Origin of the sequence: Nocardioides sp. YIM 152588 (assembly GCF_040191335.1) — a bacterium.
In the GTDB taxonomy this organism is placed as follows: domain Bacteria; phylum Actinomycetota; class Actinomycetes; order Propionibacteriales; family Nocardioidaceae; genus Nocardioides.
Genome location: NZ_JBEGDJ010000048.1, coordinates 1 through 23,469 on the forward strand (window position 1 = coordinate 1; position 23,469 = coordinate 23,469).

Here is a 23,469-nt window from a genome sequence, read left to right on the forward strand (position 1 = left end):
GACCAGCGCCTGCGCGTCGGCCCGGTTGGCGGCGTCGAGGATCTTGTCCATGGTGGCGGCGAGCAGCTCCAGCTGGTCGATGAGGACGAGCAGGGCGGTCTTCTGCCCGTCACGGGTGCCGTCACGGGCTCGGCGCCCGGCGCGGCCGCGGGCGGGGGAGAGGTGACGGTCGACGTCGCCGGACGCGTGCGGCGCCCGGGCATCGTGGTCCTGGACGCCGGTGCGCGTGTGGTGGACGCCGTCGAGGCGGCCGGCGGCGCCCGCCCCGGCGTGGACCTCACGGGCCTCAACCTGGCCCGGGTGATCGCCGACGGGGAGCAGATCCTGGTCGGGCGGCCGGCCTCGCCCGCCGCGGCGCCCGTGGGTGCGGCCGGCGGCGTGCCGGTCCTGGTCAACGTCAACCTCGCCGGCGCCGAGGAGCTCGAGACGCTCCCGGAGGTCGGCCCCGTGACGGCGGCGGCGATCATCGCGTGGCGGGCCGAGCGGGGTGGCTTCGCCAGCGTGGAGGAGCTCCTCGAGGTCGACGGGATCGGTGAGAAGACGCTGGCCACCCTCCGACCGCACGTGACGGTCTGAGCGTGCCCGACGACCTCCGGGTCCCGCTCCTCGGCGCGGCGGCCTGGGCGGGCGGCATCGCCGTCGCGGCGCTCGGCGGCACCGGCTGGTGGCTGGTCGCGGGCACCGGGTCCGTCGCGGTCGTCGGGGCCGCCCTGGTCGGCGGCCCCGGTGGCACCCGGCCCGCGCCGGGCCGCCCGCGGTGGCTGCTCGCGCTGGCGCTGGTGGCGCTCGCGGTCGCCACCAGCGGCCAGGTGCGCCACCGCGCCGCCGAGCACGGACCGCTGCGCGACCTCGGCGAGGAACGCGCGGTCGCGTTCGTGACCGGCACGGTCGCCTCGGACCCGCGGCTCCTGGACGGCCCCTGGGGTGAGCGGGCGGCGCTGCGCCTGCGGGTGAGCGAGGTCGTGGCGCGCGGCGCGACGCTCCGCCTGGGCGCCACGGTGCTCGTGCTCGGCGACCCGGCCTGGGCGGACGTGCCGCTCGGCGCGACCGTGCACGCCCGGGGCCGGCTGGCCGCCGCGGACGATCCCGACCTCGCCGCCCTCCTCACCGGTGCGCCGCCGCCGCGCGAGGTGCGCCCGCCCGACGTCTGGTGGCGGGCAGCCGGCGCGGTGCGGGCCTCGGTGCGCGACGCGGTCGCCCACCGGCCCGCCGAGCAGCGGGCGCTGGTGCCGGCGCTGGTGGACGGCGACGACGCGGCCCTCCCCGACGACCTGGTCGCCGACTTCCGCGCCACGGGGCTGACCCACCTGACGGCGGTCAGCGGCACCAACCTCACCCTCCTGGTCGGCCTGCTGCTCGTGGTCGCCAGGACCGCCGGCGTGCGCGGTCGGTGGCTGCGCCTGGTGGCAGCCGTCGGGATCGTGGGCTTCGTGCTGGTGGCCCGCACCGAGCCCAGCGTGCTGCGCGCGGCCGCGATGGGGACGGTGGGCCTCTTCGCGCTGGGCACGGACGGGCGGCGCCGCGGCCTGCGGGCGCTCGGGGTGGCGGTGGTCGGCCTCCTGCTCGTCGCGCCGGCGCTCGCCGTCTCGGCTGGCTTCGCGCTCTCGGTGCTGGCGACCGCGGGCATCGTGCTGCTGGTCCCCGGCCTGACCGCCGCGCTCGGGCGCTGGCTCCCGGTGCCCGTCGCCGGGGCGGTCGCCGTGCCGTTGGCCGCGCAGGTCGCCTGCACGCCGGTGGTCGCCGCGCTGTCGGGGGAGGTGAGCCTGGTGGCGGTGGCGGCCAACCTCGCGGCGGCCCCCGCCGTCGGTCCCGCCACGGTCGCGGGCCTCGCCGCCGGGCTCGTCGGGCTGGTGTGGCCGGGCGGGGGCGCCCTCCTCGGCACGCTGGCGGCGTGGAGCGTGGCCTGGATCGTCGCCGTCGCCCGGGCGGGCGCCGCGCTGCCCGGGGCCGCGATCGCGTGGGGGACCGGGCCGCTGGCGCTCGCGGTCCTGGTCGCCCTGTGCCTGGGGCTGGCGCTGCTGCTCCCGGCGCTGCTGCGCCGGCGCGCGGTCGGGGTCGGGCTGGCCGTCACGCTGCTGGTCGTGCTCCTGGGCGTGCCCGGGCGGGTCTGGCCGGGCAGCGGTGGCTGGCCGCCGCGCGGCTGGCTGCTGGTCGCCTGCGACGTCGGCCAGGGCGACGCGCTCGCCGTCGCCACCGGCCCCGGCGCGGCGCTGGTGATCGACGCCGGGCCGGACCCCGTCCCGGTCGCGCGCTGCCTGGACCGGCTCGGTGTCCGGACGGTGCCGCTGGTCGTGCTGACCCACTTCCACGCCGACCACGTCGGTGGCCTGGCCGGCGTCCTGCGCGGGCGCACGGTCGGCGGCATCGAGACCACACCGGTCCTCGACCCGCCCGACGGGGCGGCGACGGTGGCGGCGACCGCCCGCGAGGCCGGCGTGACGGTCGTGCCCGCGCGCTACGCGGAGACCCGCCGGTTCGGGGCCGCGACGGTGCAGGTGCTGGCCCCCGTCGCCGGGGAGCCGCGCCCGGGGGCCGGGGACGGCTCCTCGGCCAACGACGCCAGCGTCGTGCTGCTGGTGGAGGTGGGCGGCCTGCGGATCCTGCTCACCGGCGACGTCGAGCCCCCGGCCCAGGCCCGGCTCGCGGCCACGGTCGCGGGGGTGCGGGTCGACGTGCTCAAGGTGCCGCACCACGGCAGCCGCTACCAGGACGCGGGCTGGCTCGCGGGCCTCGCGGCACGGCTCGCGGTGATCTCGGTCGGCGACGGCAACGACTACGGCCACCCCGCCCCGGCCACGGTGGCGGCCCTCGTGGAGGCCGGGGCCGAGGTCGCCCGCACGGACCGGCAGGGCGGGCTGGCGGTGCTCGTCGACGGCGCCGGTCGCCCCGTGCTCGCCACCGAGCGCTGATCCGTACCGGTGCCGTCCAGCATGCCGTCCGAGGTGCCGTCGGAGGGGTGTGGGAGGCTGACGCCATGCGCGTCGCCGAGGTCCTGGGTCGGGTCGTCCTGGTCACCGGCAAGGAGGAGTTCCTCGCGGCCCGCACGGTCGCCGACGCCAAGGACGCGGTCCGCGGCCACGACCCGGAGGCGGAGTTCTCCGAGGCCGCCGCCGCCGAGCTGACGCTGGCGACCCTCGGCGAGCTCGCCGCCCCCTCGCTCTTCTCCTCCGTCCGGTGCGTGGTCGTCCGCGCGCTCGAGGACCTGCCCGACGAGTCGGTGGCCGGCCTGCTCGACTACGCGGCCGCGCCGGCCGAGGACGTCGGCCTGGTGCTGGTGCACAGCGGCGGCGCCCGGGGCAGCGGCGTGCTGACCAAGCTGCGCAAGTGCGCCGGCGTCACCGAGATGAAGTCCGCCGAGATCAAGCCCTGGGAGATGCCCGAGTTCGCCGTCTCCGAGGCGAAGCGGCTCGGCGCCCGCCTCGACAAGGTCGCGGCCCAGGTGCTCACCGACGCCGTCGGCGCCGACCTGCGCTCGCTCTCGGCCGCCGTCGACCAACTCGCCAGCGACTTCCCCGGCGAGCGCATCGACGAGGAGAAGGTGCGCCGCTACTTCGGCGGCCGCGCCGAGGTGAAGAACTACGAGATCGCCGACGCCATCCTGGCCGGGCAGCGCGAGCGTGCGCTCGGCGAGCTGCGCTGGTCGCTCGAGGCGGGCACGTCGGAGGTCTACATCCTCTCCGCGATCGCGGCCCAGACCCGGTCGCTGGCCAACCACGTGGGTGGCAACCGGGACAAGGGGATGCCCGCCTGGAAGGCCCGCAACCTGTCCAAGCAGGCGTCGGGCTGGTCCCCCGAGGGCCTGGGGCGCGCGCTGCAGGAGATCGCCCGCGCCGACGCGGACCTCAAGGGCGCGGCCAGCGACGCGTCGTACACGCTCGAGCGGCTGGTGCTCACCGTCGCCGCGCTCCGCGACCACCGCCGCTGACGCCGGTCCGCGACGCCGGTCCGCTGACGCCGGTCATCGATATGCGGTAACTCCGGGCCGGCCACCGCCCGGTGCCGGCCCGCGGGCTTGCCGGCCCCGGACCGCCGTGCGAGCCTGCCCGGGATCGTCCCGCTCCTGGGGAGAGGCGGAGAGCCGATGTCGAAGGGTCGCAAGACCGTCCAGGTGTCCGTGAGCTGCGGCACCAGCAAGCCGATCGAGGCGTACGACGCCGACGGCAACCCGGTCACCTACCAGGTGGTCGCCGCGCCGCCGCCCCCAGCCACCGGCGGGGTGCCCCAGGGCAGCAGCGGTGGCAGTTCGGGCGGCGGCGGGTCGGGCGGAGGCGGCCTGATCCACGTCCAGCCCCGCTCCCCGGTTGTCGCGCAGGTGATGGCCGGGATCGAGCCCGGGCTCACGTTCGACAGCGGCGTCGATCTCTACGTCGGTCCGCGGGTGTTCGCGGGGCCGCCCGCCAGCGGGCCGCTGAACGTGGTGACCTGGCAGGTCAGCGGCGTCACCGGCGCGCACCTCACCCTCGACCTCCCCGAGGGCATGGAGCTCGGGCCCGACACCCGGATCTCGTTCATGCTGGGCCTGGAGCCCTAGGGCCGTGCCCCCCGAGCAGGCCGCGCCGCCGGCCCCCGACGCCCCGCTCGCGCAGGCCGCCGACCGCCTCCGATCCGCCGCGCGCTGGCTGGTCATCTCATTCGGGGCGGTGGCGGCGGTGGCGTTCGCCGGGATCAGCCTGTCGCGCTTCGGCGACCTCGACCCGGGCGCCTCACCGGTGCTCTTCGGTGTCGCCGTGCTGGGCGCCGTGGCGGCCCTCGCCGGCGTGCTGGGGGCGATGGTCGTCGCGATGGGGCTGGCCGCGGCGAGCACGGTGGACGCCGGGGACCTCACCGCCGTGGACGCCGACGACGCGACCAGGCAGGCGCGGGAGGCGGTCGCGGGCGACCCGGTGCTGGCGCCGTGGGGGCACGATCTCGGCGACTTCCTGGAGGCGGTGGAGGAGGCCCACGAGGACCACCGGACGAAGCTGGACGCCTGGGTCGACAGCGCCGACGTCGAGGCCGTCCCCGACTACGTGAATCGCGCCGCCGAACGGGTGAACGCGCTCAGCGGCACCCTGGACGTCGTGCTCGGGGCGGCGAGCTACCTCCGGCTCCAGGCCCGGTTCAAGGTCGCGCGGTGGCAGATCGCCGGGTGGCTCGCGCTCGCCAGCATCGGCGCCGTGGCGTTCGTCTGGACCACCGGTCCGGAGGCGTCGGAGTCGGTGCCGCGGGAGGCGTCCACCGGCACCTGGCAGGTGCCGTCCGACGACGTCGCGTCGCTGCGTGAGCGGATGGGCGGCACGGACTGCCGGGCCGACCGCACCGCCGTGCCGGTCACCGTCCTCGGCGAGGAGGACGACGGCGAGCAGGTCGACCTGGTGACCACCGACCGCGGCGGGTGCATCCCCGTCCGGGTCGTCGTGCCCCGGACCCAGGTCGCGCTGGACCCGGTCGGCTGAGCCCCGCGCACGAGCCAAAAACACGGGTCGGCAGGAACTCGATCAGCTGTCGCTGAGAGTTCCTGCCGACCCGACAGGTTGACTCCGGACCGGAGCCAGGGAAGGTCAGAGGGAGGCGGCCTTCTTCATGATCGCCGACTTGCGGTTGGCGGCCTGGTTCTTGTGGATGACGCCCTTGGAGACGGCCTTGTCCAGCGCACGGGTCGCGTCGCGACCGGCGGTGACGGCGGCGTCCTTGTCGCCGGCCTCGGCGGCCTCGCGGAACTTGCGGACGGCGGTCTTCAGGCCGGTCTTGACGGCCTTGTTGCGCTCGCGCGCCTTCTCGTTCTGCTTGTTCCGCTTGATCTGGCTCTTGATGTTCGCCACGGTGTGTCTGCCTCGTGAAGATCGGGATCCCGGGGGATCGGTAAGTTTCTGGTCGGTCCGGAGGGGCATCAGGCGCGGTCGTGACACGCCCTGACGCGACGTACAAGGCTAACAGCGGCCCGTGTGCGCCCCAAATCGAGCGAGCCCCCGCGGGGCCCCGCCCGTCACCTACCCACGACGCTCGGCGAGCCAGTCGTGCAGCACGTCGCGCTGCCAGGCCTGCGCCTCGCGGAGGTACGGCGAGGACGAGGGTACCGGCTGCAGGGCCGAGGCCTCGAAGTAGCCGAGCAGCAGCGCCAGCACCACGTCGATGTCCTCGGCCGCCACCGTCGACAGCAGCGGGTGGCGCGCGATGTGCGCCTCCACGTCCAGGCCGTCGCCGCGCGGGCCGACCAGCAGGTGCAGCGAGTCGAGCCATGCGGCGCCGGCGACCGGCCAGTTCCAGTCGCAGAGCAGCGTGGCGCCGTCGCCGAGGACCAGCAGGTTGTCGTCGCGGACGTCGGTGTGGACCAGCGTGTCCCCGGCGACGACCTCGGCGTACCGCCCGGCGAGCTCGCGGTACTCCTCGGCGCGCGGGTGGTCGACGCCGTCCCAGAGCTCGGGCCAGTCGGCGAACTCCTCCTCCGCCGGCGTGAGCCCGGTCGGGGCGGGGGTGAGGAGGTCGGCCATCCGGACCAGCGCCTCGGACGCCGCCTGCAGGTCGTCGGGCGACCACGGCCGGTGCGGGGCGCGCGCGGCGACCGCCTCGATCCCGAGCACCACCCAGTCGTCGGCGTCGTGGACCCAGCGCAGCCGCGGCGCCGGCGTACCGGGCGGGAGGGTGCGCAGCCGGCGGGCCTCGACGCGGTAGGCGTCGGCGAAGGCCCGCTGCGCGCGGGTGGAGGCGGCCTTCACGAAGTGGCGGGTGCCGTCCTCGCAGAGCAGGAGGGAGGCGAAGCCGGGCGTGAAGCCGGCCGTCTGGGAGACGGCCTCGATCACCGGCGAGCCGCAGCGGCGCTCGACCATCGCCCGGATGTGCGGGGGCAGGTGCACCCACTCGAGGCGGCGGGCGGTGCGCCCGTGGGGGATGGCGGTCGGGATGGCGGTCTCCACCCGGACAGTCTGTCGGACGTGGGCACCGTTTCGCGCGGGCGGCGCGCCTCTGGGAGGATGGGCGCACCATGCCCGCAGTCTCGAACGCCGCCGCCCCGCAGCCGGGCCGCACCGACCCGTCGATCATCCGCAACTTCTGCATCATCGCGCACATCGACCACGGCAAGTCGACCCTGGCCGACCGCATGCTGCAGCTGACCGAGGTGGTCGACCCGCGTGCCGCGCGCGCCCAGTACCTCGACCGGATGGACATCGAGCGCGAGCGCGGCATCACCATCAAGAGCCAGGCCGTGCGGATGCCGTGGCAGGTCGCCGAGGGCAACGAGCAGGGCGCCGAGCCCGGCACCTACGTGCTCAACATGATCGACACCCCCGGCCACGTGGACTTCACCTACGAGGTGTCCCGGTCGCTGCAGGCGTGCGAGGCCGCGATCCTGCTGGTCGACGCCGCGCAGGGCATCGAGGCGCAGACCCTGGCCAACCTCTACCTGGCGATGGGTGCGGACCTGCACATCATCCCGGTGCTCAACAAGATCGACCTGCCCAGCGCCGACCCGGAGAAGTACGCCGCGGAGCTGGCCGGGATCATCGGCTGCGACCCCTCCGACGTGCTCAGGGTCAGCGCGAAGACCGGCGAGGGCGTCGAGGCGGTCCTCAACGAGATCGTCAAGCAGACCCCGGCCCCCGTCGGCAACGCCGACGCCCCGGCCCGCGCGCTGATCTTCGACTCGGTCTACGACACCTACCGCGGCGTGGTGACCTACGTCCGGGTCGTCGACGGCAAGCTCAGCCACCGCGACCGGATCAAGATGATGTCGACCGGCGCGACCCACGAGATGCTCGAGCTCGGCGTGATCAGCCCCGAGCAGGTCAAGTCGGGCGAGATCGGCGTGGGGGAGACCGGCTACCTGATCACCGGCGTGAAGGATGTCCGCCAGTCCCGGGTCGGCGACACGGTCACCTCCCAGCACAACGGCGCCACCGACCCGCTCGGCGGCTACCAGCACCCGAACCCGATGGTCTACGCCGGGCTCTACCCGATCGACGGCGACGACTACCCGGTGCTGCGCGAGTCCCTGGAGAAGCTCCAGCTCAACGACGCGGCGCTCACCTTCGAGCCGGAGACCTCCGGTGCGCTGGGCTTCGGCTTCCGCTGCGGCTTCCTCGGCCTGCTGCACATGGAGATCACCCGCGACCGCCTGGAGCGGGAGTTCAACCTCGACCTGATCTCGACCGCGCCCAACGTGGTCTACGAGGTGCAGATGGAGGACGGCACCGAGCACGAGGTGACCAACCCCAGCGAGTTCCCCGAGGGCAAGATCGCCGAGGTCCGCGAGCCCGTCGTGCGGGCCACGATCCTCAGCCCCTCGGACTACATCGGCACCATCATGGAGCTGTGCCAGGAGAAGCGCGGCCAGCTCCAGGGCATGGACTACCTCTCCGCGGACCGCGTCGAGATGCGCTACGTGCTGCCGATGGGTGAGATCGTCTTCGACTTCTTCGACCAGCTGAAGTCGCGCACGAAGGGCTACGCCAGCCTCGACTACGAGCGCACCGGCGAGCAGGCCGCCGACCTGGTCAAGGTCGACATCCTGCTGCACGGCGACCCGGTCGACGCGTTCAGCGCGATCGTGCACCGCGACGCGGCGTACTCCTACGGCGTGATGATGGCCGGCAAGCTCAAGGACCTGATCCCGCGGCAGCAGTTCGAGGTGCCGATCCAGGCCGCCATCGGCGCCCGGGTGATCGCCCGGGAGACCATCCGCGCCATCCGCAAGGACGTCCTCGCCAAGTGCTACGGCGGTGACATCTCCCGGAAGCGCAAGCTGCTGGAGAAGCAGAAGGAGGGCAAGAAGCGGATGAAGATGGTCGGCCGCGTCGAGGTCCCCCAGGAGGCCTTCGTGGCCGCGCTCTCCACCACCGGCCCGGCGGGGGACAAGCCCAAGAAGTGACGGTGCGAGGTCCCTCCCGCGGGGGACCTTCGCCCCTGCTCGTTATCCCCCCGGGGGGTCATCCTGGACTCGGACACAGAACCGATCCAGGAGGTGCGCGATGCGCAAGCGGGTGCTGGTGCTCGGTGCGAACTTCGGGGGCCTGACCGCGGCCCTCGCCGTACGCCACGAGCTGCACGGAGACGTCGACGTCACGGTGGTCGCCCCCGATGACCACTTCCTGTTCAACCCGAGCCTGATCTGGCTGCCCTTCGGCAAGCGCGACCGGGAGGACATCACGTTCCCCGTGATCCCGACGCTGGAGGAGCACGGCATCGGGTTCGTGCACGAGGCCGCCGTCGCCGTCGACCCGGTCCAGCGCCGGGTGACGCTGGCTGACGGGCGCAGCCTCGTCTACGACTACCTGGTCATCGCCACCGGCTATCACAACAAGACCGACGTGGTGCCGGGCTTCGCGGAGAACGCCTACACCATCACCACCCTGCCCGAGGCCGAGCGCGCGGGCGCCGGCTGGAAGCGCTACCTGGAGGACCCCGGCGACATCGTCATCGCCGCCAGCCAGAGTGCGGGCTGCTTCGGCGCGGCGTACGAGTTCCTCTTCAACACCGCCTACCAGCTGAAGAAGGCCGGTCTGAAGAAGGACGTGAAGCTCTCCTACGTCACCTCGGAGCCGTTCCTGGGCCACTTCGGCATCGGCGGCCTGCCGCACGGCGAGCAGCTGCTCGGGATGTTCCTGAAGAAGGAGGGCATCGACGCCCACATCTCCGTCGGCCTCGACCACATCGACGACGGCATGATGCAGCTCGCCGACGGCACGCGGCTGCCGTTCGCGTACTCGATGGTGGTGCCGCCGTTCCTCGGTCAGGAGTTCCTCAAGGACACCCCGGACCTCGCGGACGAGAAGGGCTACGTCCGGGTCCGCGACACCTACCAGTCGGAGAAGTACGACGACGTGTACGCCGTCGGCGTGGCCGCCGCGGTCGACGTGCCCTGGCAGACGCCGACGCCGGTCGGCATCCCGAAGACCGGCTTCCCGACCGAGCAGATGGCGCACACCGCCGCCGCGAACATCGCCGCCCAGATCCGCGGCGAGGTGCCGGAGGCCCGCAAGGAGTTCGGCGACATCAAGGCCGTCTGCGTGATGGACGCCGGCAACAACGGCGTGGTGATCCTGGCCGACAAGATGCTGCCGCCGCGCAAGCACGGGGTCTTGATCCCGGGCCCGCAGGCCCACCTGATGAAGCTGGGCTTCGAGAAGTACTTCCTCTGGAAGATGAAGAACGGGCACGTGCAGCTGCCCTGACCATTCCTGGTTGAGGTGCGAGGCGCCTCGGCGCCGGGTTGCCGGTGGTTGAGGTGCGAGGCGCCCCGGCGCCGGGTTGCCGGTGGTTGAGGTGCGAGGCGCCCTGGCGCCGAGCCTCGAAACCACCGCCGTCGATCGGTGGTGGTTTCGAGGCTCGCTTCGCTCGCACCTCAACCACCGGCAGGGCTCGCTTCGCTCGCACCTCAACCACCGGGCTGGTGGGATGGGGCCCGTGGCGCGCGTCGAGGTACCCCCGGGGCTCGAGCGGCAGCGCACCCTCGGCCCGGACTGGGGCCGCTGGCTGGACCGGCTCCCGGCGCTGGCCGACGACGTGCTGGGGGAGTGGGCGCTGACCCGCGACGGCGGCGCGTGGCACGGCTACTGCTCGCTGGTCCTGCCGGTGCGCACCGCCTCCGGCGAGGAGGCCGTGCTCAAGCTGCACACGGACGCCGACGCGGCCGAGTCCGACCACGAGCACCTCGCGCTGCAGCGCTGGCGCGGCCGGGGCGCCGTCCGGCTGCTGCGCGCCGACCCGGGCCGCCGTGCGCTGCTGCTGGAGCGGCTCGACCGGACCGACCTCGCCGACCACTGGGACGAGGAGGCCTGCGAGGTCGTCGCGCGCCTCTACCCCCTGCTCCACGTGGCCCCGATGCCGCAGCTGCGGCCGCTGGCGTCGTACGTCCTGCGCTGGCGCCAGGCGCTCGCCGAGGACGCCGGGCGGGTGCCGGTGCCCCGGCGGCTGGTCGACCAGGCGCTGGGCCTCGCCGCCGACCTCGCCGCCGAGCCGCCGACGGCGGTCGTCCACGCCGACCTGCACTACGGCAACGTGCTGCTCGGCCGGCGCGGCGGTTCCGGCGAGGAGTCGACCTGGCTGGCCATCGACCCCAAGCCGGTCAACGGCGACCCGCACTACGAGCCCGAGCCGATGCTGCGCAACCGGTTCGAGGAGTACGCCGCGCCGGGGGCCTTCGGGTCGGTCCGCGACGGCATCCGGCGCCGGTTCCACACCCTGGTCGACACCGCGGGCCTCGACGAGCACCGGGCCCGGGACTGGGTGGTGGTGCGCAGCGTGCTCAACGCCCACTGGGCCCACCGGGACGCCCTGCGGGCCGGAGGCAGGCCCAGCCCCGACCAGCGCGACCACATCACCCGGTGCATCACCGTCGCCAAGGCCGTCCAGGATTGAGCGCGAGTCGGCAGAAACTTTCTGCCGACTCGCGCCTGCGGCTGCCGACCCGGCAGAAACTGACTGCCGACTCGCGGGTCGGTTGGGGACAATGGGGCCATGGCACACCTCGTAGCGGTCAACGTCGGCACTCCGCGAGAGGTCGGCTTCGCCGGCCGCACGTCGCGGACGGCGATCGCCAAGGAACCCGTGGACGGTCCGGTGCGGGCGCACCGGCTCGGCCTGGACGGCGACCAGGTCGCGAACACCGACGTGCACGGCGGCTTCGACCAGGCGGTTTACGCCTACGCGAGCGAGGACCTGGACTGGTGGGCGGGCGAGCTCGGCCGGGAGATCGGCCCCGGCGTCTTCGGCGAGAACCTCACCACCGCCGGCCTGGACCTCAACGCGGCGGTGGTCGGCACCCGGTGGCGGGTCGGCGGGGCCCTGATGGAGGTCGCCTCGGTGCGTACGCCCTGCAACGTCTTCAAGGGCTGGATGGGCGACCAGGGGTACGACGACACCCAGTGGGTGCGGCGGTTCACCGCCGCACTGCGGCCCGGCCCCTACCTCCGCGTGCTGGAGCCCGGGGAGGTGGCGGCGGACGCCGCGATCGAGGTCGAGTCGGTCCCCGAGCACGGCATCACCGTGGTGGACCTCTTCGTCGCGCTCAACCTGGACCGCGCGCGCCTGCCGGAGCTGGCGGCGATCGAGGACCTCGCCGAGCTGCCGCGGCGCGTGATGGACGACTACCTGGCGCGCGGGTGACCGAGAGGGGCTGGGCAGTTCGACCAAAGAAACGTGCGGGGGGTGACGTCGCTCCCGGACGCGGCGTGATCTAGGTTACTCTCCCGTATCCATCGGGTCTCGGGACAGACGACATCGCGCGCAGGGAGCGTCATGGCCATCACGTACGACACCAGCTTCATCGACCACATGCCGCAGAACTGCGCCGTGCAGTTCCTCGACCGCGTGGAGGTGAACCCGGACGCCGAGGCGTTCCGCTTCCCGGTCGGCGAGGCGTGGGAGTCCGTCACCTGGCGCCAGGCGGGCGACCGGGTACGCCGGCTCGCGGCCGGCCTGCTCGCGCTCGGCATCGAGTCCGAGCAGCGCGTCGGCATCGCCTCCAACACCCGCTACGAGTGGGTCCTGGCCGACCTGGCCGTGATGTGCGCCGGCGGCGCCACCACCACGGTCTACCCGTCGACGAAGTCCGACGACGCGGCGTTCATCCTCGGCGACGCCGAGTGCCGGGTGGTCTTCATCGAGGACGCCTCGCAGCTGGAGAAGATCGAGGAGCACCGTGCCGAGCTCCCCGCGATCGTCAAGGTCGTCTCCTTCGACGACGCCGACGCCGACGGCGAGGGCGTGCTCTCGCTGGACGCCCTCGCCGAGCTCGGCGACGGCTACCTGGCCGAGCACCCGACCGCGATCGACGACATCGCCAAGTCGATCCCGGCCGACCAGCTGGCGACCCTGATCTACACCTCCGGCACCACCGGCCGGCCCAAGGGCGTGCGCACCCTGCACCGCGCCTGGGTCTACGAGGGCGAGGCGATCAAGGCGCAGGACATCCTGCACGAGGACGACCTGCAGTTCCTGTGGCTGCCGATGGCCCACGTCTTCGGCAAGGTGCTGACCTCGGCGCAGATGGCCTGCGGCTTCGCGACCGCGATCGACGGCCGCGTGGACAAGATCGTCGACAACCTGGGCGTCGTGAAGCCGACGTTCATGGGCGCAGCCCCGCGCATCTTCGAGAAGGCCCACGCGCGGATCGTGATGATGCAGCAGGCCGAGGGCGGCCTGAAGGAGAAGATCTTCAACCGCGCCTTCGAGGTCGGCACCGCGGTCGACGAGCTGACGCTCGCCGGCAAGCCGGTCCCGTTCCTGCTCAAGGTGCAGCACGGGCTCTTCGACAAGCTGGTCTTCAGCAAGGTGCGCGAGCGCTTCGGCGGCCGGGTGAAGTTCTTCATCTCCGGCTCGGCCGCGCTCAACCCCGACATCGCCCGCTGGTTCCACGCCGCCGGCGTGCTGATCCTCGAGGGCTACGGCATGACCGAGAACGCCGCCGGCGCCACGGTCAACCACCCCAAGGACTACAAGATGGGCACGGTCGGCCCCGCGCTCCCGGGCGCCGAGGTCCGGATCGGCGACAACGGCGAGGTCCAGCTCCGCGGCCCGCACATCATGGCCGGCTACCACAACCGCCCCGAGGCCTCCGCCGAGGCGTTCACCCAGGACGGCTGGCTGCGCACCGGCGACAAGGGCGAGCTGGACGAGGACGGCTTCCTGCGGATCACCGGCCGGATCAAGGAGCTCTTCAAGACCTCCGGCGGCAAGTACGTCGCCCCGCCGGCGATCGAGGCGAAGTTCAAGGCGCTGTGCCCCTACGCCAGCCAGTTCATGGCCTTCGGCGCCGAGCGCAACTTCGTCTCCGCGCTGGTCACCCTCGACCCCGACGCGATGGCCGCGTGGGCGGCCGAGAACGACATGGCCGGTGCCTCCTACACCGACCTGGTGCGGTCGGAGAAGGTCCAGGCGATGGTCGGGGAGTACGTCGACGCCCTCAACGCCCAGCTCAACCGCTGGGAGACCATCAAGAAGTGGAAGCTCCTCGACCACGACCTCACGATCGAGTCCGGTGAGCTCACCCCGTCGCTGAAGGTCAAGCGCTCGGTGGTGGAGAACAACAACAAGGACCTGATCGACTCCTTCTACAGCTGACAGCCGGCGCACAGCGCCGACACAGGTCCGGCCGCGAGGCTGCGCGCATGGACCAGCACGACGCTCACGACGAGCACCGCGAAGGCCTCAGCCACGACCTGCCCACCCTCCGGGAGAAGGGGATGGTGGGCAGGTCGTGGGGGCGCCGCGGGCTGTTCGGCATCGCCGGCGGCCTGGGCGTCGCCCTCGTCGCCGGCTGCGGCAGCGACACCTCGACGAGCGCGTCGTCCGGCGCGTCCGCCACCGGCGGCCCGGCGGGCGCCCCGCCGAGCGGTGGTCCCGGTGGTCCCGGTGGTCCCGGTGGTCCCGACGGCCGGGGCGGCGGCCCCGACGGCGGTGGGATGGGCGTCTCGCAGCAGGGCCTGGACGACGGCGACATCCCCGAGGAGACCGCCGGTCCGTACCCCGGGGACGGCAGCAACGGCGTCAACGTGCTGACCGAGTCCGGCATCGTCCGCTCCGACATCACCCGCAGCTTCGGCGACGCCGGCGGCGTCGCGGCGGGCGTGCCGCTCACCATCGCGCTCAAGATCTACGACAACGACGCGGACGGCATGACGCCGTACGAGGGCGCGGCGGTCTACCTGTGGCACTGCGACCGGGACGGCCTCTACTCCCTCTACTCCGCGGGCGCCGAGGACGAGAACTACCTGCGCGGGGTGCAGGTCGCCGACGCCGACGGCGCCCTTACCTTCACCAGCATCTTCCCCGCCTGCTACGAGGGCCGCTGGCCGCACCTGCACTTCGAGGTCTACGGCTCGGTCGACGACGCCACGAGCGCCAGCAACAAGCTGCGCACCTCCCAGATCGCGTTCCCCGAGGACGTCTGCGACACCGTCTACGGCACGGCGGAGGGCTACGAGGCGTCGGTGGACACCCTCTCCCGGGTCACCCTCGACACCGACGGCATCTTCAGCGACGGCTACTCGCTGCAGATGGGCAGGCTGACCGGGTCGGTCGACGAGGGCTACACCCTGCGCCTCAACGTGCCCGTGTAGCCCCGCGCGTGTGAGGATGCGGGCGTGCCGTCCGCATTGCCCGAGGGGGAGCCCGTCCCCGACGACGGCTCCCTCCCCGCAGCGGCGCTGGCCGAGGTCGGCCGGCGCCCGTTCGGCGTCTACCTGCACGTCCCGTTCTGCAGGGTGCGGTGCGGCTACTGCGACTTCAACACCTACACGGCCGAGGAGCTGGGACCCGGCGTCTCCCGGGCGACCTTCGCCGACCAGGCCGTCGCCGAGGTACGCCGCGCGCGGCAGGTGCTGGGCGAGGTCGACCTGCCGGTGGAGACGGTCTTCGTCGGTGGCGGCACCCCGACGCTGCTCGAGCCCGAGGCGCTGGGCGCGGTGCTGGCCGCCGTCGACGAGGAGTTCGGGCTGGCCCCGGGCGCCGAGGTGACCACCGAGGCCAACCCCGACTCGGTCGACCTCGGCCGGCTGGAGCGGCTGCGGGCGGCCGGGTTCACGCGCGTCTCCTTCGGGATGCAGTCCAGCGTCCGGCACGTGCTCGCGGTGCTGGACCGCACCCACGACCCGGAGCGGGTGCCCGGCGTGGTGGCCGCCGCCCGGGCCGCGGGCTTCGAGCAGGTCAGCCTCGACCTGATCTACGGCACCCCGGGGGAGTCGGCCGGCGACTGGGCGGCCTCCCTGGACGCCGCGCTGTCCTGCGAGCCCGACCACGTCTCGGCGTACTCGCTGATCGTCGAGGACGGCACCGCGCTGGCGCGCCGGGTGCGGCGCGGTGAGCTGCCGATGCCGGACGAGGACGACCTGGCGGACAAGTACGTGCAGGCCGACGAGGCGCTGACCGCCGCCGGGCTGGGCTGGTACGAGGTGTCGAACTGGGCGCGCGACGACGCCGCGCGCTGCCGGCACAACCTGGGCTACTGGGCGGGCAGCGACTGGTGGGGCGTCGGGCCGGGCGCCCACAGCCACGTCGGCGGCGTGCGCTGGTGGAACGTCAAGCACCCGGTGGCCTACGCCGACCGGGTGAACGGCGGTCGCAGCCCGGCGCAGGCCCGCGAGGTGCTGGACGCGGAGACGCGGCGCCTGGAGCGGGTGCTGCTCGAGGTCCGGGTGCGCGAGGGTCTGCCGCTGGACGCGGTGCCGGCACCGGAGACGGTCGGGGGCCTGGTCGCCGACGGGCTGCTCGAGGACCCCGCCGCGCACGGCGGGGACCGGCTGGTGCTGACCCGGCGCGGGCGGCTGCTCGCCGACGGCGTCGTGCGGACGCTGCTCGGCTGACCCGCGCCGCCCGGCACGCACCCGGCCGGCGGCCCTACGATGCGGTGCATGAGCGAGCCGCCCGAGAGGCCGTCCGAGCCGGAGCCGCCGTACCAGCCCTACGGCCAGCCGGCGGCGTACCCGCCGTACGGCCACCCCTCGCCGGCCTACCCGTACGGCGTCGACCCGGTCACCGGCGCGCCGATCTCGGACAAGTCGAAGACCGCCGCGGGGCTGCTGCAGCTGATGCTGTCGCTGGTCGGGATCCCGGGCGTCGGCCGGCTCTACGCCGGGAACACGGCCCTCGGCCTCGGCCAGCTGCTCGGCGCGGTCGGCAGCTACGTGCTGTTCTGCGCGATCATCGGCTTCCTGACGGCGCCGCTGTTCATCCTCTGGGGCATCGTCGACGGCATCGTGATCCTCGCCTCGACCACCGTGCGCGACGGCAACGGCCGCGTCATGCGGTGACGAAGTCGATCAGCTCCTCGACCCGGCCGAGCAGCGCCGGCTCCAGGTCGTCGTAGGACCGCACCTTCGACAGGATGTGCTGCCAGGCCCGGGCGATGTCGGCCTGGTCGCGATGCGGCCACCCCAGGTGCTGGCAGATCCCCTTCTTCCACTCGATGCTGCGGGGGATGGTCGGCCACTCGCGCAGCCCGAGCCGGTCGGGCTTGACCGCCTGCCAGATGTCGACGAACGGGTGGCCGAGGATCGCCACGTCCTTGCCGTGCGGCCCGCGGCGGATCGCCTCGGCGATCCGGGACTCCTTGGAGCCCTTGACCAGGTGGTCCACCAGCACGCCGACGCGCCGCTGCGGACCCGGCTTGAATCCGACCAGGTGGTCGGCGAGGTCGTCGACGCCGCCGAGGTACTCCACGACGACGCCCTCGATCCGCAGGTCGTCGCCCCACACCTTCTCCACCAGCTCGGCGTCGTGGCGGCCCTCGACGAAGATCCGGCTGGCCCGGGCGACGCGCGCCTTCGCGTCGTGGACGGCGATCGAGCCGCTCGCGGTCCGGGTCGGCTTGGCCGGCGCCTTCTGCCGGACGGGCGCGACCAGGATCACCGGCCTCCCCTCGAGCAGGAAGCCCGGCCCGAGCGGGAAGGTACGCCGCTTGCGGCGCCGGTCCTCGAGCGTCACGGTGTGCAGGTCGCGGTCGACCGCGACGATCTCGCCGCACCAGTCGCTGGTCACCTCCTCGACCACCAGCCCGTGGTCGGCGGGCGCCTCCACCGCGCGACCGCGCTTCGGGACGTTCCAGTCGCCGGCCAGGACATCGGTGCCGTATCGGTCTGCCACGACCGACGACACTCTCACCCCGGGCGGCGGATCCGGCGGAGGCGGCTCGGCGGGTGGTGAGAATTCGTCCGGTGCGTCCGTCACACCGACGTCACGGCGCCGCAACAGCGCGGCCGCGGCGCTGGGGGAGCATCGCCGGGTGCACGTCGCCGACCAGCTCTTCCCCGACCAGTTCTCGGTCACTCTGGGCGGCGAGGAGGCGGGCGCGGACGACCTGTTCCCGGGGTGGACGGCCTCGGACCGGTACGGCGTGGTGGTCACCGAGTCCCTCGGCGCCCTCGGTGCGGGGCTGCTGACCCAGCTCGCGATCGCGCTCTTCTACGAGGTGTGCCCCGAGCGCCGGACCCGGCGGGCGACCTACCCGGACGTCTACCTGTTCCACGTCGGCGGCCCCCACGGCGACTTCAGCCACTTCGACTTCTGGCCGCCCCGCCGGGAGGTGCGGCTGCCCGCGGGCGACCCGCTGGCGCTGCTGGAGGCGGTCAACGCGCACGCGATCACCCGGCTGGCGCTGCCCGACGGGCCGGCCGGGGATCCCGCCGCGTTCCGCGACGGTCCCAGCACGTGGGCGGAGGAGGCGTCGGCGATCGACCGGCTGCGCTCCTGCTTCCGCTACGGGGCGAGCGGCGACGTGGCGCGCCCCGACGTCCGGCTGGCCACCACCGATCCGCGGGCCACCGAGAACCTCACCGCGACCCTGCACCCGTTGGCCAGCGCGCTGGCGCTGCGCGAGGCCGTCCTCGACGGCGAGCGCGGCGCCCTGCCCGGCCCGTCCGTGCCGGCGGACATCCTGCGCTGGGTCGACCTCGTCGAGCGGCGCCAGAGCGAGGTGGCGACCGGGTTCCGCGCCGCCGCCGCGCGCGAGCACGCCGAGCGGGCGTCGGGCGGGACGCTGACCCAGACCTACGGTCGGCTGACGGTCGGCGAGGCGCTGGCCCGGATCGCCGGCTGCTGACGCCCTTCCCGCGAGTCGGCAGAAACCTTCTGCCGACTCGCGCTCAGGCGTGCGGGATCGGGCGTGCGGGATCAGGCCATCGGCAGCGTGCGCCGCGCGGGCGGTAGCTGCGCGTAGCCGCGCCGGACGGCGTCGGCGAGCACCTCCCGCGGCAACGGCCACTCCCCGGCGTCGAGCGCCTCGGCCTCCGGCACGCCGCCGGCGGCGAGCTCGCGGATGGTCTCGGCGACGGCGCCGAGCAGGTCCCGCTGGTCCTCGACGAACCGCCGGTCGACGGGGGCGCCGTGCCCCGGCACGACCACCGTGGCCGTCGTGGTGAGCCCGAGCGCGAGGTCGAGCGTGTACGGCCAGTCCATCGGGTAGCAGTCGTCGCCGAGCGCGGGCGGCCCGGACTCCTCGACGAGGTCGCCGGCGAGCAGCACGTCGGCGTCGGGCACCCGGACCACGAGGTCGCCGCCGGTGTGCCCGCGGCCCGGGTGGAGCAGCTCCAGGAACCGGTCGCCGAGGTCGATCACCGCGGCGCTGGAGAACGTCCGGTCGGCCGGGACGACGGGGGTGGCCCGCAGGCCGACCCACGCCCCCTCGTCCTCGCCCGGCAGCGTGCCGCGCCGCGCGGCGTCCGCCTGGATCCGGCGTACCGCCGCCGGCGTGCGGGCGGCGGCCTCCTCGTGGGCGTGGATCGGGATGTCGCCGTACGCCTCCCGGAACGCGTTGTTGCCGAGGACGTGGTCGAAGTGCTCGTGCGTGTTGACCAGGGCGCGCACGTCGCCCGCGCCGAGCGCGCGGACGTCCGCGACCACCTCCCGCGCCGCGGCGTCGGAGGAGTGGGTGTCGACGACGACCACCCCGTCGGACCCGCCGACGGCCGTGACGTTGACGTCGAACCAGGGGTAGCGGGCGACCCAGACCCGGTCGGCGACCTCGGTGAACCTCACCGGGACACCGTACGGGGCCGGCGTGGCGTACGGGGCCGGCGTGGCGTGCGGGCCGGTGTCGGCGCGGCCGGGCGGTGGGCGGTCAGCAGATCCCGGGGTGCAGGCGGTCGCGGATCAGCTCGCCCAGGTCCCGGGGGCCGCGGGCGGCGCGGGGGAACGGCAGGGAGCGCTGGTGCGCGCCCGCGGCGTCGACCCAGGTCAGCGTGAGGCCGTCGGGGGACAGGTCGCTCAGCGTGGCGCCGGCGACGGCGCCCGGTCGGCTGACCGCGAGGGCGGCGGCCGCGACCCGCAGCTCGCCCTGGTGGCAGTCGTTGGCGTGCTCCGCGGTGCGTTGGAGGAGGCCGCGGTTGAGCTCGTGGGCCGGCGACCAGAACGCCCGGAGCGGCACGCGGGTCCGCAGGCCGGTCCCGTGCTCGTCGTGCCGGGTGAGCAGCACGAGCTGCGGGTGCAGGACCGCGGCCGTGCGCGGCTCGGCGCAGCACGGGCACGGCTCGGTGCCGGCGTCCTCGAGCCGGCCGGTGAGCGTGAGCACGACGCGGCGATCGGGGGAGCCGGGCCTGCCGAGACCGCTGGTCAGGGTGAGGACGGCCCCGCGACCCTCGCCGGCGGCGCGGGCGAGCGGCGCGGCGGGCGGGCAGGTGAGCACCGGCCGGCCGTCGGACTCCTGCAGGGTCAGGTGCTCCCCGTCGCCGGTGCCCGAGACCGGGACGGGGGTGGTGGCGTCGGTGCCGTCGACACGCAGGTCCGCGTCCGCGGGGCAGGAGAGGATGCTGCGTGCCAGGCCGGCGAGCCTGGCGGCGTCGACGTGGTGGGTCGTGTCGTGGGCGGTCACGGTGCCTCCTGATCAATAAGGTGAGGCTAACCTAAACGACATTCGACGACCGGGCCAGAGGTGTCTCGCGCGGCGCCGAGGTGGCCCTGCTCGGCGCCGGCGCTAGGATTGGCACTCATCCGGGCGGAGTGCCAGGCGTCGCGAGGCGCGGGGCGGTGCTGCCCGGCGTTCGGTCCGGGAGCTCGTACACGCAGGGAATCAGGAGGTGGGCATGCAGGAGGACCGCAGGCTCGCCGTGCTCCGGGCGATCGTGGAGGACTACGTCGCCACCGAGGAGCCGGTCGGTTCCAAGGCGCTGGTCGAGCGCCACGGCCTCAACGTCTCGCCCGCGACGATCCGCAACGACATGGCGGCGCTGGAGGAGGCGGGCTACCTGGCCCAGCCGCACACCAGCGCGGGGCGCGTGCCCACGGACAAGGGCTACCGGCTGTTCGTCGACCGGCTGACCACGGTCCGGCCGATGAGCACCGCCGAGCGCCGCGCGATCACGACCTTCCTCGACGGGGCCGTCGACCTGGACGACGTCGTCCACCGTTCGGTCCGGCTGCTCGCCCAGCTGACCCGGCAGGTCGCCGTGGTGCAGTACCCGGTGCTGTCCCGCTCGACGGTGCGTCACATCGAGGTGGTGGCGATGACCAGCACGCGGCTGCTGGTCGTCCTGATCCTCAGCACGGGACGGGTCGAGCAGCGGGTCGTCGAGCTGGCGGAGGCCATCTCGGACGACGGGCTGTCGCGGCTGCGGACCCGGCTGAACCTCGCGGCCGTCGGCGAGACCATCGCCGACGCGGCGGCCGCGCTGACCGACCTGCTGACCGACGAGGAGCGGCCCGACGCAGCCACCGTGGCCGCGGTGCCGACCCTGGTCGAGGCGATGAGCGACCACCGCTCCGACGAGCGGATCGTGGTCGGCGGCACCGCCAATCTCGCGCGCTTCGGCGGCAGCTTCGACAGCGCGATCCGGCCGCTGCTGGAGGCGCTGGAGGAGCAGGTGGTGCTCCTCAAGCTCCTCGGCGAGGCGACCACCGGCGACACCGTCACGGTCCGGATCGGGGCCGAGGGGCCGGTGGAGGAGCTGGCCTCGACCAGCGTCGTCGCCTCCGGCTACGGCCCCGGCGACGGCCTCGCCTCGCTCGGTGTCGTCGGCCCGACCCGGATGGACTACCCGACCACGATCGCGACCGTGCGCGCCGTCGCGCGCTACGTGTCGCGGATCCTCGACGAGAGCTGAAGGAAGAAACCAGATCGTGTCCCAGGACCTCTACGAGCTCCTCGGCGTCGACCGGGACGCCGACGACGCCACCCTGAAGAAGGCCTACCGCAAGCTGGCCCGCCAGCTGCACCCGGACGTCAACCCGGACCCGGAGAGCCAGGAGCGCTTCAAGCAGGTCTCGGCCGCGTACGAGGTCCTCTCCGACCCGCAGAAGCGCGCGGCCTACGACCGCGGCGGCGACCCGTTCGGCGGCGGCTTCGGCGGCCAGGGCGCCGGCTTCTCCTTCACCGACATCATGGACGCCTTCTTCGGCGGCCAGGGCGGGGCCGGCGGTGGCGGGCGCGGCCCGCGCTCCCGGGTGCGCCGCGGCCAGGACGCCCTGATCCGGCTCGAGGTGGAGCTGGCGGAGGCCGCGTTCGGCGTGGCCCGCGAGATCAAGGTGGACACCGCCGTGCGCTGCACCACCTGCGGCGGCGAGGGTGCGGCGCCGGGCAGCAAGCCGGTCGCTTGCGAGACCTGCCACGGCCAGGGCGAGGTCGCCCACGTGCAGCGCTCCTTCCTCGGCGAGATCCGGACCCTGCGCCCCTGCCCCGCCTGCCGCGGCTACGGCTCCGTCATCCCCGACCCCTGCCGCGACTGCGCCGGCGACGGCCGGGTCCGATCCCGCCGCACGCTGACCGTCAAGATCCCCGCCGGCGTCGACACCGGCACCCGCGTCCAGCTCACCGAGCAGGGCGAGGTCGGCCCCGGCGGTGGCCCCGCCGGCGACCTGTACGTCGAGATCCACGTCGCGCCGCACGACACCTTCACCCGGCACGGCGGCGACCTCCACTGCACGGTCTCGGTGCCGATGACCGCCGCGGCGCTGGGCACCACGCTGACGCTGCCGACGCTGGAGGCCGACCTCGAGCAGGGCGCGGGCTCCGGCGTGGAGACCGAGTTCGAGCTCGAGGTGCCCGCGGGCACCCAGTCCGGCCACGAGGTCTCGCTGCGCGGCCGCGGCGTACCGGGCCTGCGCGGCGGCCGGGGCGACCTGGTGGTCAGCGTCGCCGTGGAGACCCCGACCAAGCTCGACGCCCGCCAGCAGGAGCTGCTCCGCGAGCTCGCCCAGCTGCGCGACGAGGAGCAGCCGACCGGCAACGTCCGCCCGACGCACAAGGGCTTCTTCGGCCGGTTCCGCGACGCGTTCTCCGCCCACTGAGCCGCCGACGGACCCCGCGCCGATGACCCTGCCCCAGCACCTGGTGCGGACCCTGGACGGGGTCGAGGTGGGCGCCGTCGTCACCGTCGACGGGGACGAGGCGCACCACGCGGTCGTGGTCCGGCGGCTCCGGGTGGGGGAGTCGGTGCTGCTGACCGACGGCCTCGGCCGGGTGGTCACCGGCGAGGTCGCCCAGACCGCCAAGCGCGCCTTCGACGTCACCGTCACCGAGGTCGTCGACCACACCGAGCCGATGCCGCGGCTGACGGTGGTGCAGGCGCTGCCGAAGGGGGACCGGGGCGAGCTGGCCGTCGAGGTGCTGACCGAGATCGGCGCCGGGCGGATCGTGCCCTGGGCCGCCAGCCGCAGCGTCGCCGTCTGGAAGGGCGAGCGCGCGACGAAGTCGCACGCCAAGTGGGCGGCCACCGCGCGCGAGGCTGCCAAGCAGGCGCGCCGCGCCTGGCACCCCGTGGTCGAGCCGTTGGCCACCTCCGTGACGGTGACCGAGCTGATCGCCGCCGCCGACCTCGCGGTGGTGCTGCACGAGGACGCGGAGGAGCCGCTGGCCGCGGTCGCCGAGCCCGAGCTCGGCGAGATCCTGCTCGTGGTCGGCCCCGAGGGCGGCCTCACCGAGGACGAGGTGGCCCGCTTCGTCGCCGCCGGAGCGGTCGCCTGCCGGCTGGGCACCGAGGTGCTGCGCACCTCGACCGCCGGCGTCGCCGCCGCCGCGGCGCTGCTCGCCCGCACCCGCCGCTGGGGCGCCGCCGGGGGCTGATCCGT

General features: G+C 74.2%; 22 protein-coding genes. 17 read left to right on the forward strand and 5 right to left on the reverse strand.

Going from position 1 to position 23,469, the window contains the following annotated elements:
• From ABLM29_RS17810 to ABLM29_RS17830, 5 genes are all read left to right on the forward strand, one after another.
• Positions 1-576, forward strand: a 576-nt coding sequence (locus ABLM29_RS17810) for a ComEA family DNA-binding protein (protein WP_349715774.1), incomplete at its 5' end; no start/stop codon positions are given.
• Between the two features lie 2 nt (positions 577-578).
• Positions 579-2,909 carry a ComEC/Rec2 family competence protein gene (locus tag ABLM29_RS17815; RefSeq protein WP_349715775.1) on the forward strand — a complete coding sequence of 777 codons (2,331 nt, stop codon included), beginning with the start codon at positions 579-581 and terminating at the stop codon, positions 2,907-2,909.
• A gap of 65 nt (positions 2,910-2,974) precedes the next feature.
• A complete protein-coding gene (holA, locus tag ABLM29_RS17820; RefSeq protein ID WP_349715776.1) occupies positions 2,975-3,925 on the forward strand; it encodes a DNA polymerase III subunit delta in 951 nt (316 codons plus the stop codon).
• A 156-nt stretch (positions 3,926-4,081) separates the two neighbouring features.
• Positions 4,082-4,531: a hypothetical protein gene (locus ABLM29_RS17825; RefSeq protein ID WP_349715778.1), complete on the forward strand. Its 450-nt coding sequence runs from the start codon at positions 4,082-4,084 to the stop codon at positions 4,529-4,531.
• Between the two features lie 4 nt (positions 4,532-4,535).
• Entirely contained in the window at positions 4,536-5,435 is a 900-nt protein-coding gene (locus tag ABLM29_RS17830) for a hypothetical protein (RefSeq protein WP_349715780.1), read from the forward strand.
• 105 nt (positions 5,436-5,540) lie between these two features.
• On the opposite strand, the gene rpsT is transcribed toward ABLM29_RS17830, so the two are convergent.
• Both rpsT and ABLM29_RS17840 read right to left on the reverse strand, forming a co-directional pair.
• Positions 5,541-5,801: a 30S ribosomal protein S20 gene (rpsT, locus tag ABLM29_RS17835; RefSeq protein ID WP_349715781.1), complete on the reverse strand. Its 261-nt coding sequence runs from the start codon at positions 5,799-5,801 to the stop codon at positions 5,541-5,543.
• Between the two features lie 168 nt (positions 5,802-5,969).
• Entirely contained in the window at positions 5,970-6,893 is a 924-nt protein-coding gene (locus ABLM29_RS17840) for a phosphotransferase family protein (RefSeq protein ID WP_349715783.1), read from the reverse strand.
• 68 nt (positions 6,894-6,961) lie between these two features.
• Here ABLM29_RS17840 and lepA point away from each other — a divergent pair, with 68 nt between their 5' ends.
• The 8 genes from lepA to ABLM29_RS17880 all read left to right on the forward strand — a co-directional run bounded on the left by lepA (position 6,962) and on the right by ABLM29_RS17880 (position 16,724).
• Positions 6,962-8,845 carry a translation elongation factor 4 gene (gene lepA, locus ABLM29_RS17845; protein ID WP_349715784.1) on the forward strand — a complete coding sequence of 628 codons (1,884 nt, stop codon included), beginning with the start codon at positions 6,962-6,964 and terminating at the stop codon, positions 8,843-8,845.
• A 100-nt stretch (positions 8,846-8,945) separates the two neighbouring features.
• Positions 8,946-10,148, forward strand: a complete 1,203-nt coding sequence (locus tag ABLM29_RS17850) for an NAD(P)/FAD-dependent oxidoreductase (protein ID WP_349715786.1) — start codon at positions 8,946-8,948, stop codon at positions 10,146-10,148.
• A 223-nt stretch (positions 10,149-10,371) separates the two neighbouring features.
• Positions 10,372-11,334, forward strand: coding sequence for an aminoglycoside phosphotransferase family protein (locus tag ABLM29_RS17855; RefSeq protein ID WP_502889272.1), 963 nt, complete (start codon positions 10,372-10,374; stop codon positions 11,332-11,334).
• 99 nt (positions 11,335-11,433) lie between these two features.
• On the forward strand, positions 11,434-12,081 hold the full coding sequence (locus ABLM29_RS17860) for an MOSC domain-containing protein (RefSeq protein ID WP_349715790.1): 648 nt from the start codon (positions 11,434-11,436) through the stop codon (positions 12,079-12,081).
• Positions 12,082-12,213: 132 nt separating this feature from the next.
• On the forward strand, positions 12,214-14,037 hold the full coding sequence (locus ABLM29_RS17865; RefSeq protein WP_349715791.1) for an AMP-dependent synthetase/ligase: 1,824 nt from the start codon (positions 12,214-12,216) through the stop codon (positions 14,035-14,037).
• A gap of 47 nt (positions 14,038-14,084) precedes the next feature.
• A complete protein-coding gene (locus ABLM29_RS17870) occupies positions 14,085-15,035 on the forward strand; it encodes a dioxygenase family protein (protein ID WP_349715792.1) in 951 nt (316 codons plus the stop codon).
• Positions 15,036-15,059: 24 nt separating this feature from the next.
• Entirely contained in the window at positions 15,060-16,277 is a 1,218-nt protein-coding gene (gene hemW, locus ABLM29_RS17875) for a radical SAM family heme chaperone HemW (protein WP_349715793.1), read from the forward strand.
• Between the two features lie 48 nt (positions 16,278-16,325).
• Positions 16,326-16,724 (forward strand): hypothetical protein, encoded by a 399-nt coding sequence (locus ABLM29_RS17880; protein WP_349715794.1) that lies wholly within the window; start codon positions 16,326-16,328, stop codon positions 16,722-16,724.
• Here ABLM29_RS17880 and ABLM29_RS17885 read toward each other — a convergent pair.
• Positions 16,714-17,556 carry a DUF3097 domain-containing protein gene (locus ABLM29_RS17885; RefSeq protein ID WP_349715795.1) on the reverse strand — a complete coding sequence of 281 codons (843 nt, stop codon included), beginning with the start codon at positions 17,554-17,556 and terminating at the stop codon, positions 16,714-16,716. The two genes, ABLM29_RS17880 and ABLM29_RS17885, sit on opposite strands and share 11 nt — an antisense overlap.
• 139 nt (positions 17,557-17,695) lie before the next feature.
• Between ABLM29_RS17885 and ABLM29_RS17890 the strand changes: the two genes are divergently transcribed.
• On the forward strand, positions 17,696-18,511 hold the full coding sequence (locus ABLM29_RS17890) for a hypothetical protein (protein WP_349715797.1): 816 nt from the start codon (positions 17,696-17,698) through the stop codon (positions 18,509-18,511).
• Positions 18,512-18,582: 71 nt separating this feature from the next.
• Here the strand turns inward: ABLM29_RS17890 and ABLM29_RS17895 are convergent, their stop codons facing one another.
• Positions 18,583-19,446, reverse strand: coding sequence for an MBL fold metallo-hydrolase (locus tag ABLM29_RS17895; RefSeq protein WP_349715798.1), 864 nt, complete (start codon positions 19,444-19,446; stop codon positions 18,583-18,585).
• An 82-nt stretch (positions 19,447-19,528) separates the two neighbouring features.
• Positions 19,529-20,278 (reverse strand): DUF2470 domain-containing protein, encoded by a 750-nt coding sequence (locus tag ABLM29_RS17900; protein ID WP_349715799.1) that lies wholly within the window; start codon positions 20,276-20,278, stop codon positions 19,529-19,531.
• 211 nt (positions 20,279-20,489) lie between these two features.
• Between ABLM29_RS17900 and hrcA the strand changes: the two genes are divergently transcribed.
• Genes hrcA through ABLM29_RS17915 form a run of 3 tightly spaced genes read left to right on the forward strand, consistent with a single transcriptional unit; the run spans position 20,490 to position 23,464 of the window.
• Complete coding sequence (gene hrcA, locus ABLM29_RS17905; protein WP_349715800.1) at positions 20,490-21,506, forward strand: heat-inducible transcriptional repressor HrcA; 1,017 nt, start codon at positions 20,490-20,492, stop codon at positions 21,504-21,506.
• Between the two features lie 16 nt (positions 21,507-21,522).
• Complete coding sequence (gene dnaJ / locus ABLM29_RS17910) at positions 21,523-22,689, forward strand: molecular chaperone DnaJ (protein ID WP_349715802.1); 1,167 nt, start codon at positions 21,523-21,525, stop codon at positions 22,687-22,689.
• A gap of 22 nt (positions 22,690-22,711) precedes the next feature.
• Positions 22,712-23,464 (forward strand): 16S rRNA (uracil(1498)-N(3))-methyltransferase, encoded by a 753-nt coding sequence (locus ABLM29_RS17915; protein ID WP_349715804.1) that lies wholly within the window; start codon positions 22,712-22,714, stop codon positions 23,462-23,464.
• Positions 23,465-23,469: the final 5 nt, after the last annotated feature.

Excerpts from the sequence above, each read along its gene's own strand:
- ABLM29_RS17855 (WP_502889272.1), top strand. The coding sequence starts at position 10,372 with ATGGGGCCCGTGGCGCGCGTCGAGGTACCCCCGGGGCTCGAGCGGCAG.
- hrcA (WP_349715800.1), top strand. The coding sequence starts at position 20,490 with ATGCAGGAGGACCGCAGGCTCGCCGTGCTCCGGGCGATCGTGGAGGAC.
- holA (WP_349715776.1), top strand. The coding sequence starts at position 2,975 with ATGCGCGTCGCCGAGGTCCTGGGTCGGGTCGTCCTGGTCACCGGCAAG.
- ABLM29_RS17825 (WP_349715778.1), top strand. The coding sequence starts at position 4,082 with ATGTCGAAGGGTCGCAAGACCGTCCAGGTGTCCGTGAGCTGCGGCACC.
- ABLM29_RS17915 (WP_349715804.1), top strand. The coding sequence starts at position 22,712 with ATGACCCTGCCCCAGCACCTGGTGCGGACCCTGGACGGGGTCGAGGTG.
- ABLM29_RS17870 (WP_349715792.1), top strand. The coding sequence starts at position 14,085 with ATGGACCAGCACGACGCTCACGACGAGCACCGCGAAGGCCTCAGCCAC.
- lepA (WP_349715784.1), top strand. The coding sequence starts at position 6,962 with ATGCCCGCAGTCTCGAACGCCGCCGCCCCGCAGCCGGGCCGCACCGAC.
- ABLM29_RS17850 (WP_349715786.1), top strand. The coding sequence starts at position 8,946 with ATGCGCAAGCGGGTGCTGGTGCTCGGTGCGAACTTCGGGGGCCTGACC.
- ABLM29_RS17860 (WP_349715790.1), top strand. The coding sequence starts at position 11,434 with ATGGCACACCTCGTAGCGGTCAACGTCGGCACTCCGCGAGAGGTCGGC.
- ABLM29_RS17880 (WP_349715794.1), top strand. The coding sequence starts at position 16,326 with ATGAGCGAGCCGCCCGAGAGGCCGTCCGAGCCGGAGCCGCCGTACCAG.
- ABLM29_RS17865 (WP_349715791.1), top strand. The coding sequence starts at position 12,214 with ATGGCCATCACGTACGACACCAGCTTCATCGACCACATGCCGCAGAAC.